Source organism: Bacteroides sp., from assembly GCF_028690125.1.
Classification (GTDB): Bacteria; Bacteroidota; Bacteroidia; order Bacteroidales; family Bacteroidaceae; genus Bacteroides.
Map to the genome: position 1 here is coordinate 38131 of NZ_JAQVBV010000039.1, position 9705 is coordinate 47835.

The following is a 9705-nucleotide window of genomic DNA, read 5'->3' on the forward strand; positions in this document are numbered from 1 at the left end:
AGTTATTAGCCAAAGTTTTTTCGCAAAACCTTTTTCTATTTCACAGAAAAGCTTTATCTTTGCGCACTGAAAATGACCATTACACTATTTTTTACCAAAATAGTAACCAAATATAATAATTTTAAAAATAGATACTGAAATGAAAAAAGGTCTTCATCCAGAATCATACCGTCCGGTAGTATTCAAAGATATGTCAAACGGTGATATGTTTTTGTCTAAATCAACTGTAGCATCTAAGGAAACCATCGAATTCGAAGGTGAAACTTATCCGTTGCTGAAGATTGAAATTTCAAACACTTCTCACCCTTTCTACACTGGTAAATCTACACTGGTGGATACAGCTGGTCGTGTTGATAAGTTCATGAGCCGTTACGGTGACCGTAAAAAGAAATAATCTAATCTTTCTTTAAGATGAAAAATAGGGTGTGTTCCAATCGGGAGGCAGCCCCTTTTTGAGATATACATAGTAAGTATATCGTAAACAGCAGTAACATAGCGTATTAGTTTAATTTAATCATACAGGGTTAGAGCTAAAGAGGTCAATCTCAAGGCAAAAATAACCTTTTTTTGGCAAAAGACACTATTCGGATGTAGTGGTTCATGTAGTCCGGTTTCGGGCCTTGAATTGTCGAAAAAGAAATGTATAACAATTAAACTTGTACGCTATGTTTACAATTAACATCAAAGGGAAAGAAAACCCTAAAACACCTCAGTTGGTGAAGCTTGAAGCCGTATTCTTCAAAACCGGCTATGCGAGAGTCACTAAGGCTCTAAACATCACAGGTCCCATTAAAGATTGGGATAATCAGACTCAGCAATTCAAGACCAAAGGTGTTGAAGCTTCCGAGAAAAACAAAAATCTAATTGAATTCAAAACCAAGTATCTTAAAGTAGCGGAGGACTGGGAAGCAGAGGGAAAACAATGGGCTCCCGTGCAATGGTCGCACTGCTTCGATAACGTTGATAAAAAACGTCAAGCCACAAAAGTTATTTCTGTTTGTCAGATGTTTGATATACTCGACGATAAACTCCGTAATCGCGAACGAATCAAAAACGGTGCTGTTTTGACAAGCGCAAGTACAGCCCGGAGATATAGATGTTCGAGACGTGTAATGGAAGAATTTACTCTTCAAAAATATGGTCGTGCACTATCCTCTTTCTATTTCAACGACATCACTGAAGAGTTTGCGGATGATTTTAGTTTCTTTATTCAAAAGCGTGGTGCAGAACGAGGTAATGAAGGTAACCTGTATGGCAATTTGAAAGTTCTGAGAGGTCTTGTTTATTATGCAAAGAATTTAGGTGTCCCTGATGCTGACCTGACAATTTTTCAACGTGTCCAACAAAAGATGAAACCTAAAAAGTTTGAGCCAAAGACAATACCCTTGGATATTATAAGGAAGATTGAGGATTTTGATAAAAGTGTATTTTCACGCTTAGAACAATTTCACATTGACTTATTCCTATTTAGTTTCTACACAGGAGGTATGGCAAATGTTGATGTTTGCTATTTAACGTGGGACTGCATCGATAAAGATGGGCGATTGAGTTATGAGCGAACAAAATTTCCCAAAAGAGCTTCTATTATTTTTCACCCTAAAGCAAGAGCTATAGCGGAAAAATACAAAGTTAAATGCTTTGGGAACTATGTTCTGCCTATTTTTACTTTCAGACACACAACAGAGTCAAAGAAAAGAAGCCGAATGAATAAGATCCGAACAAAGGTAAATGCTACTTTGAGCAAATTATCAAAAGAGATTAAGTATAACGAAAAGATAACTTGGTATTCCGCCAGAGGTACATTTATTACAACTATGATTGCTGAGAATGTACATCCTGCTATTGTGGCAGAAATGGCGGGGAATAGTCCTCAAACAATATTTAAACACTACTTTAAAAATACCAGCCAAAAAGAAACAGACAATCAGGTAGTAACAATAATCTAAGAATTCTGATTATCTTTGTCTTCAAATATGTATAAACTAACATTATAAGAAAAATGAAAGAACTAATTGAAAAGCTCGAAGCCGCTTTTACGGCTTTCAAAAATGATGCGGTAGCTCAGGCAGAAAACGGAAATAAGGCAGCAGGAACTCGTGCTCGCAAGTCTTCTTTGGAGATTGAAAAGACTATGAAAGAGTTTCGCAAAGTATCATTGGAAGAGTCTAAGAAATAAGGCTCGGAATATATCCAAGAACAAGAAAGGACATCAATCGATGTCCTTTTGTTATTTTATTAGCTTCCGTGCAATCCAGAGAAAGGCGACAAATAATAAAAACGAAAATAGTCCGATTGTGATGGCTGAAAGCCATATCGGAAAACCCAATCCAAACCCCAAAGCAAAAGTCATCCCTTGCAGAAAGCTCCACGGATTGATGGAACTAAACAGGAATGTGTCACTCTGAGGAGCGTTCAGATATGCCAATACACAAAACACCAATATCAGACAGAGCAGGGATATTAGTGTCGCTTTCAGATTATATTTCGTGATATTATTCAATTACTCTCCTTTCACTGCTTTCTGAAACTCCTTAGCAGGTTTGAATGCCGGAATGTTGTGAGCCGGAATGGTAATCGTTGTATTCTTGGAGATGTTGCGCGCCACTTTTTCGGCACGTCGTTTAATCAGGAACGTTCCGAAGCCTCTCAGGTAAACGTTCTCACCCGAAGCCATAGAGCCTTTTACGCTCTCCATAAAGCCTTCGATTACTGAGGCAACCGTAGTCTTGTCTACTCCGGTCGATTTAGCTATTTCGCTAATGATGTCTGCTTTAGTCATAGTTTATGCTTTTAATATGGTGCAAATATAGCACAACTAACTGAATAACAAAAAGCCGAGCTATGCCTGAGCCGTAGTTTTGTTGAAATCCACGAAGCATTCATCGGAATAAATAGACGCTCTGTATGTAATATCGTTTGCCAGTGTAAACACTAAATATTCACCGGATATTTCTATTCCCTTGATGTTTGTAAATGGCACTGGGATAAACTGTTGATTGCCGCAAAACAACAATCCTTCACGTCCATAACGGAAGCTTGTAACAAATGGAAATCTCTGTAAATACCGTTTTGCAAAATGAGATATGGTGAAATAATTTTTCAATTCGTCATAAATATTGAGAACTTCCACTCCAGAAAGCCGTGCTTTCCTTACGGTTGAAGCAGTGCCGCTACGAGGTCTGCCGCTATCGTATGCGATAATCTCACTGCTACCAGCTATCATCCAGTCATTGCGTTTGTGATAGGCATCTTTGTCGTAATCACCATCTGTGATAAACTCTTTATGGTCGGCAGCCTCAAAAATAGCTTTGTAACGGTGCTTATCCTTCTCGTTATATAGAAGTTCCTGTCCTTGAAACGGAATAGCTATTATCAGGCGTATATCCGAGTGCTGCTCTCGAAGTTTCAGCACCTCTTCGGCACAAAGCATATCCCAGCCGATTGCCATTCCTGAGATAAAATTTGTCTTTCCTTCTCGATAGCAATCCTCAAGACAAAGAGAAAGTTCTGTTCGTATTACGTTTTCAAGGTTTGCATCAGGCTGATTGTCTGATGTTGTGAGTGTGCGATTTCCAGTGAAAGACACTGTCTTTTCTTTAATAATATCCATAAAATTATTGGGGTGCTTGGTTAAATTTAGCTGTCGTTAAACCGCACACCATAAAAAGAAGCACGGAAACCGACAAGACCTCCCAAGGTGCGACCAAGCAACCTACAAGACACAAGCCAGCCCCGTGCTATATTAGCTCGTGCCGCTTAATGTCTTGTTGCTATTTTATTTCTCTCAATTCTTGGTCGCTTCTGGGAGGTTTAAACAGCAAACGATATGTTTTAATGAATATTCTACATAGGTATTTTCTCTTCTATTGAAGTACAAAGTTAATCAAATTTTCTGATTTATCGTCGAGTTATCAGATAATTACGTCAGCCACGGATTTTTGTAGGGGTCGTAATCGGTCTGAAAAGTCGATAGTTGCCAATCCGTCACTGGTTTGTTATCCTCCGCCAGTTTTCGGGGTATCTGAGGATTGAGTCGCAACTTCGAAGCATCATTCAGCCACTTCATCGACTCCTCATGGTCTTTCAACCGTACCGTACTTACATTGTTTGGAGCGATCAACTTCGTGAGTTCATAGATTGCCAGTCGCACCATATGTTTTTTGAGGTTGTAATTGCGAGGGTCGTTCAAGGCTATGTTGTGCCCAACGATAGGCACATCGGCATTTACGTCCATTCCCGGATAGAATACTTTGTCCCCATAGACCACATACTCGTGACTCTCCAGCTCATAATTGTTGTAAGCCGGGTCATAGTCGGCAATAGCACCCCAACAAGGAGAGTCAAACGGGTTGATATTATTATCAAATTCGTCCAGTGTGGTCAATGTATAGAATGCTCCGTTGAACGATACGACCTCCCAAAGGTTATACTCAATCGGTAACCATTCGGCGGTCTCTTTCTCCATCCAAGCTACCACCATCGGAATGCGGATATCGCCGAATTTATAACCATTGTCGGCTTTACAGATATATGCCACATCGTTGTACATCGCAATATCGCCCTCATAATATGTACCGAACTGGGAATATTGTGTGATAGGCTTTTCTTCGGGATTCAACGATACATATTCTTCCCAATACATCAATGTTGAAGGTACTTTGTAGCCACTTATCGAACGAATAACCTCATATATTCGCCCTTCCAGATAGATGAACGCACCCACAGGGAAGGTAATCCGCCGATCGTGCTCGGCAATATATTTCCCCTTACTGAGCTCTTTTTCTATCTCGTAATTCTCGCTGAGATTTTCGATGATGCTCATCTCAGCTGATTCCTCTGCCTGAGCAAACCGATCGGAATTGCCTCGTGTCATTTGCGCAAGGGCATCGACGGTAATCACGCCCAAGTAATCATTATCATTTAGAAATCGTCTGTACATATTCGTCTTTTAATAGTTAAATCCATCATATACTGCGGGAGTGGTCGCAATGATACTTCCGTTGCTATCTCCACTCTTGAACTTATACCAGCTATCCCTGAGATAGTAACAAAGCAGATAGTCTAAACAATCCGACAAGTGACCGTACTTCTCATACTTTACACCAGTCTTTGGGTCTGTTACTTTCTGCTTACACTTGGTGCCGTCTTCGTTTTTTAGTTGGTAAATCAAGTCTTCGGTCAGCTTTCGGCATTTCAGGTCTATCTCAATCGTCCAGCCGTTGTAGCCCGTGAATAGTTCATTTACAAATTCACATCTCGTTACTTGTGGTGGTTGCTTTCTCAGCAGCTTCAACTTTGGTCTGAGAACACCTTTACCGAACGTATCAAGAATCACCGTATAGTTATTGATGCCATCTTCGGTAGTTGTCGAGCGTTGCAGTCCTGATGGATCGCCCGTCACATCCACACCCCCGATATGTTTCTCTCGATAGAGTTTCTGTTGAACTCTGCGAGACAACGCCGGAGTATTATTCTCCTTGTCCTGCGGCTTTCCAAGTATCTCTTCCAGTACATAGACCTTCTTGTTTTCGTAGTCTATCTGAGCCGACAGAACCGACATCTGGGGAGCCACGTTAAAGTCCCATACCGTGATGAGCGGTTTGGTCGGGTCATACGCACGCTCTTTCAGTCCTGAGATAAGATGCTTCGCTCCATCAAAGCGATTGTAGATTGCCATATCGTTGGCCTCCACAAAATCCCAGTTACCATATAGCAGACGTTCCTTGGTAGCTTGGTCTGAAATCTTATTCAGAGCCGCCTCGTATGTCTGACGAAACCCGATATCGGGATTATCAAACACACTGAAAGGAATGTAATATTCTCCTTCTCGTGTTTCCACCTTATCGCCATTGTCGTCCTGCACAAAGCGACTACGTACCCAGTTGGTAGTTGGGTTTGTAGTGAGTAGCATTTTAGAGACCATAAACGTCTCGTGAGTACGCCAACGCAAACGGGAGAACAACACTTCTATGGCTTTCTGACCAATCTCCGACACCTCATCGACTGCGCAGATCGTCGCTTCCATCGAACCGAACCGTTCAAAATTCGGGTCAGATGGCAAGTCGGCCATCTCTAACATCAAGATGATAGAATCGTTCCAAAAGGTCAGTGTTCCGGCAAGGTTATTCACCCTGTAATGAACATCTTCTATCAGCCCCCAACGCTTGATGACAGCACGTATCGTATTCCACGTGGACTCTTTCAAAGACTTCAATGTCTTACGAGCCACAATTGCTCGAATCTCCGGAAATCGGATACAACTACTCACCAGCCAAACGCTTGAAACAAAACTTTTTCCACCCTAACAAATTCATTATCAATCGCTACTTGATAATCGCTTCCGCAGCCTTATGTTTCCATAAGGAGTAGACTATATCTTCATCCTTATTTCTAAGGAGTCTCCCGTTTCCGACCGCTTGGCCGTACTCCCCGCAGGGATAGTCGTTGAGCCTTCCGTTTATCCGGCTTGGTTGCTGATTGTCTTCGCCATAACACGGTCAGAGTTCCCAGCAGTTAAAGAGATTTATTGTCAGTGCATTACTGCACAGGCCGGCAGTGGTGTCGTTTACCGGCTGCTCCGCCACCCAAAATCAGTTGCGGAATATTAGAGTTGCCACACTGGTAACAGAATGGTTTGTACTGAGGATTTTTGTTGGCATCGTAGCCTATCAACTGCTGTTGGATGACGCCCCCGCACTTTGGGCACTCCGGTTGCAGCAGCTTCCAGAGCTCGTATTGCTTGGGTGAGGGGGTGAAATCGATGTGCAGGTTTTCGGGAGCCCTTAGTTTACGAAGTTTTCCCATAGTGTTGCTTCATTTGGTTTGAGCAAGAGTGGTTGATATACACAGGGACATCATTTGGCGAATAAGTAAACATATACCCTTTGTGCGAATTGTAATGCTTGCGTTTCTCCAAACATCGTTGTACTGTTCTTCTGTCGAAGTTCAATGTAGAGCACATTGTTCTAATACTTTGCCACGAGTCAATAAGGTTGCCATTTTTATCGAATCGAAAAATATCCTTTCTATTACTCTGATTAATCTTCATGTTGTACATGTAGTTCTCAGTATAACAGCCACTCAACCCTCGATTCCACGGAGTAGCTTTGTCACTCTCATAGGAGCCACCTCGTTGTACATTATAAAGTGTTCCACCATCGCATTGGCGACCATAGATGGCAATGATGTTCTTTTCAACCTGAATGCCAACCTCTTTACTCACTTGCTTAGCAAGACACACAACTATTGGACTTTGATTAATCGCAATCAAACGCAACAGCCACTCTTCTTTAGTGTTTAGATTTCGCTCTTGCCTTAGCTTAGTTTTGGCATCTTTGATGTGCATACGCATCCTATGTAAAGGGGATTTAGAAGTTAACCCCACATACCTTACTGTAAGGTCGTTGGGGTCTTTAAGGATATACACATTCATAGCTACTCAATCTCTATGGTGATATTCTTCTCTTTACCAAGTATCGCATTGAGGCGGTCAGAAGTTACACGAGATTCTGTAACTTTCCCCTTAATGGTATTTCGTCCCACGAGAATGCATCCTGCCGAATCAGCATCCGTATTGCCGCTATGAATAAGTACGCCCAAGAAGTGAGGCACATCGTGCAGATACGGCAACACCCGTTTGAATCGAGGGCTGTGAGCCATCGTGATTTTATATGTACCGCAAGGAATAGCTGTCCGTGCATAAACCTTTTCCTTACAGCGGCAACCAATACCCTGTGGTGTATCGGGGCAAGGTAAAGGTAGTATGCGTACAGTGTCTTCCAGTGTATTGCAGAACCACACACCATCAATATAGAGATCACCTATCGTATAGGTCTCTCCTTTGAATTTTCGTTTCAGTAATAGTTTCATCTTCGAATGTTTTTGAATTACACTCGAAGAATAGGGTTATACTATTGTTGAAGTTTGAATTACGCATAAAAACAAAAAGCAGAGGCACTTGTGATGTCTCTGCTTAAATAGTAGTATGTAGGCTATGTTTATTTGTCGGCTTGCTTTCGTAATGCCTCTATGGCTTCGTCCGTTGGTTTGAACATTCGAGTCTGAGTGAAAACGATAGAAACTTTTTCCGGGATTTGAATACGTTGACGAGTCTTGGGGTGAAGCGTCTCTTTGGGTTTATGGTACTTGAGTGTAAACTTTCCGAAGTTATTAATATGTACTTCTTCACCACGTTCCAAAGCCTTAATGATAGTCTCCAACAAAGGATCTACAAGAAGGTTTATTTCCCATTTTTTGAGAATGGTGTGTTTTGCTACTTCTGCGATAATAGATCTTTTATCCATGTTCATCCTTTATTATAGCTAAATTCCAAAATTCGGCCAAAGCAATCTTGTTTCAAAACCTTTATCAAACCGCATTGTTCAAATTCAAACATCAAGTAGTGAAATCTTAATGGATCGCCTCCATAACAAGTTCTAACCTCTTCATAATTCAAAATATTACACTTGTTATTACATAGATATTCGATTAATATTTTAGCATCTATGAGTTTATAACCAAAAGCATGAAACATCAATTCGTAGGTATTAAAGAGTTCTAATCTATTCATTTTACGTATGGATTGATGAAACCATTTTTAAATCGACATTAAATTCTGAAACTGTTTTTTCGACAATTTAATTTCACGTATATGGTCTTTAAATATGTCCAAATCATGCATGTCACTACCTATTAAATCGTACATGTTTTTTTCTAATAAATACAGAGCACGATGTTTCACTTGACTCCCATATATACCCGACAATGATAATAAGTTTAATTGAAATAGATAGTCACAATTTTTTAGTTCTTGGTAATTATCTCTGTTCATAAAAAGATATCTTTCCGGATGAGCTATGATTGGCGTATATCCTTCATTTGCAATCAGGAACAACGTTTCATCAAAGCCGGTAGATTTATTAAAGTAAGAGCTCTCTACAAGTACCCTGTTATTTTCCATGCACCTTAATCCTTGCTTTATTTGCACTACGAACCCCGAATCGAGTAGGTATTCGGCGGCCAACTGGAGTTCAATAGTGCCTTTATATCTATTTTTTAAAGTACTAAGATTAGTCTCTATTATATTCCAATCATTATATGTTAGGTTTACATGAGGGGTAAGATAAACTTTTTTTACCCCTAATGATTCATAATAACTAAGAGTTTTCAGGCTTTCAGACAATTCCTTTAGTCCATCATCAACTCCAAAAAGAATATGGCAATGATAATCAGTGAAGCCATCGAAAAAAGCAGAGTCAGTCAATCTTTTTTTTCTCTCAAAAAACATCTTATTATCATTAAATTCCAAGTACTAATCTTATGTAATGTCGCAAATTTTTTGTAACTTTATTGCCGTAGCCGTAGCCGTAGCCGTAGCCGTAGCCGTAGCCGTAGCCGTAGCCAACCTTATTAATATCTATTGCATTAAGCAATACGCTAAGATTCTTTAAATTCCCTGATTTGTATAATTCAGCTAATGCAGATAATTGTCGTTTGTCGAATCTTCCTGAGCGTACAACAAGAATTGATAAGTCCGCATATTTAGCAATTATGCTCGTATCGGTAACCAATCCATATTGTGCAGAATCTATAATGATGTAATCATACCTTTTTCTTAATTCTGTTATCAATACTTCAAGCTTTCCCGTTTTAAGTAATTCAGCCGGATTAGGTGGTAAGGCTCCCGATGAAATTACATCCAAACTG

The 9705-nt window shown here is 40.2% G+C and carries 13 protein-coding genes; 3 read left to right on the plus strand and 10 right to left on the minus strand.

The window, feature by feature from the left end; genetic code table 11:
* Positions 1-139 precede the first annotated feature (139 nt).
* The 3 genes from PHO71_RS20245 (at position 140) to PHO71_RS20255 (ending at position 2176) form a co-directional block, all read left to right on the plus strand.
* Positions 140-394: a type B 50S ribosomal protein L31 gene (locus PHO71_RS20245; RefSeq protein ID WP_300206833.1), complete on the plus strand. Its 255-nt coding sequence runs from the start codon at positions 140-142 to the stop codon at positions 392-394.
* A gap of 271 nt (positions 395-665) precedes the next feature.
* Entirely contained in the window at positions 666-1946 is a 1281-nt protein-coding gene (locus PHO71_RS20250; RefSeq protein WP_300206835.1) for a phage integrase SAM-like domain-containing protein, read from the plus strand.
* A 53-nt stretch (positions 1947-1999) separates the two neighbouring features.
* Positions 2000-2176, plus strand: a complete 177-nt coding sequence (locus PHO71_RS20255; protein ID WP_300206838.1) for a histone H1 — start codon at positions 2000-2002, stop codon at positions 2174-2176.
* A gap of 51 nt (positions 2177-2227) precedes the next feature.
* Here PHO71_RS20255 and PHO71_RS20260 read toward each other — a convergent pair whose 3' ends face one another.
* From PHO71_RS20260 to PHO71_RS20305, 10 genes are all read right to left on the minus strand, one after another.
* Positions 2228-2500 (minus strand): hypothetical protein, encoded by a 273-nt coding sequence (locus tag PHO71_RS20260; RefSeq protein ID WP_300206840.1) that lies wholly within the window; start codon positions 2498-2500, stop codon positions 2228-2230.
* Positions 2501-2779 (minus strand): HU family DNA-binding protein, encoded by a 279-nt coding sequence (locus tag PHO71_RS20265; RefSeq protein WP_300206842.1) that lies wholly within the window; start codon positions 2777-2779, stop codon positions 2501-2503.
* 60 nt (positions 2780-2839) lie between these two features.
* A complete protein-coding gene (locus PHO71_RS20270; RefSeq protein WP_300206844.1) occupies positions 2840-3610 on the minus strand; it encodes an SLOG family protein in 771 nt (256 codons plus the stop codon).
* Positions 3611-3919: 309 nt separating this feature from the next.
* Positions 3920-4939 (minus strand): hypothetical protein, encoded by a 1020-nt coding sequence (locus PHO71_RS20275; RefSeq protein ID WP_300206846.1) that lies wholly within the window; start codon positions 4937-4939, stop codon positions 3920-3922.
* Between the two features lie 9 nt (positions 4940-4948).
* The gene (locus PHO71_RS20280; protein ID WP_300206847.1) at positions 4949-6229 is read right to left on the minus strand and encodes a phage terminase large subunit; all 1281 of its coding nucleotides are present in this window, start codon (positions 6227-6229) and stop codon (positions 4949-4951) included.
* Between the two features lie 558 nt (positions 6230-6787).
* Positions 6788-7432: a hypothetical protein gene (locus PHO71_RS20285; protein WP_300206849.1), complete on the minus strand. Its 645-nt coding sequence runs from the start codon at positions 7430-7432 to the stop codon at positions 6788-6790.
* Positions 7433-7434: 2 nt separating this feature from the next.
* Positions 7435-7869: a DUF5675 family protein gene (locus PHO71_RS20290; protein ID WP_300206851.1), complete on the minus strand. Its 435-nt coding sequence runs from the start codon at positions 7867-7869 to the stop codon at positions 7435-7437.
* Between the two features lie 128 nt (positions 7870-7997).
* Complete coding sequence (locus PHO71_RS20295; protein WP_300206854.1) at positions 7998-8303, minus strand: HU family DNA-binding protein; 306 nt, start codon at positions 8301-8303, stop codon at positions 7998-8000.
* Between the two features lie 293 nt (positions 8304-8596).
* On the minus strand, positions 8597-9307 hold the full coding sequence (locus PHO71_RS20300) for a CpsB/CapC family capsule biosynthesis tyrosine phosphatase (RefSeq protein WP_300206856.1): 711 nt from the start codon (positions 9305-9307) through the stop codon (positions 8597-8599).
* Positions 9297-9705: tyrosine-protein kinase family protein (locus tag PHO71_RS20305; RefSeq protein ID WP_367279917.1), on the minus strand; the 409-nt coding region annotated here is incomplete at its 5' end. The genes PHO71_RS20300 and PHO71_RS20305, both read right to left, overlap by 11 nt.

What these genes read in the sequence shown, in the direction of transcription:
- PHO71_RS20270 (WP_300206844.1), bottom strand. Translation starts at nt 3,610, where the DNA reads ATGGATATTATTAAAGAAAAGACAGTGTCTTTCACTGGAAATCGCACA.
- PHO71_RS20250 (WP_300206835.1), top strand. Translation starts at nt 666, where the DNA reads ATGTTTACAATTAACATCAAAGGGAAAGAAAACCCTAAAACACCTCAG.
- PHO71_RS20285 (WP_300206849.1), bottom strand. Translation starts at nt 7,432, where the DNA reads ATGAATGTGTATATCCTTAAAGACCCCAACGACCTTACAGTAAGGTAT.
- PHO71_RS20275 (WP_300206846.1), bottom strand. Translation starts at nt 4,939, where the DNA reads ATGTACAGACGATTTCTAAATGATAATGATTACTTGGGCGTGATTACC.
- PHO71_RS20265 (WP_300206842.1), bottom strand. Translation starts at nt 2,779, where the DNA reads ATGACTAAAGCAGACATCATTAGCGAAATAGCTAAATCGACCGGAGTA.
- PHO71_RS20255 (WP_300206838.1), top strand. Translation starts at nt 2,000, where the DNA reads ATGAAAGAACTAATTGAAAAGCTCGAAGCCGCTTTTACGGCTTTCAAA.
- PHO71_RS20245 (WP_300206833.1), top strand. Translation starts at nt 140, where the DNA reads ATGAAAAAAGGTCTTCATCCAGAATCATACCGTCCGGTAGTATTCAAA.
- PHO71_RS20295 (WP_300206854.1), bottom strand. Translation starts at nt 8,303, where the DNA reads ATGGATAAAAGATCTATTATCGCAGAAGTAGCAAAACACACCATTCTC.
- PHO71_RS20290 (WP_300206851.1), bottom strand. Translation starts at nt 7,869, where the DNA reads ATGAAACTATTACTGAAACGAAAATTCAAAGGAGAGACCTATACGATA.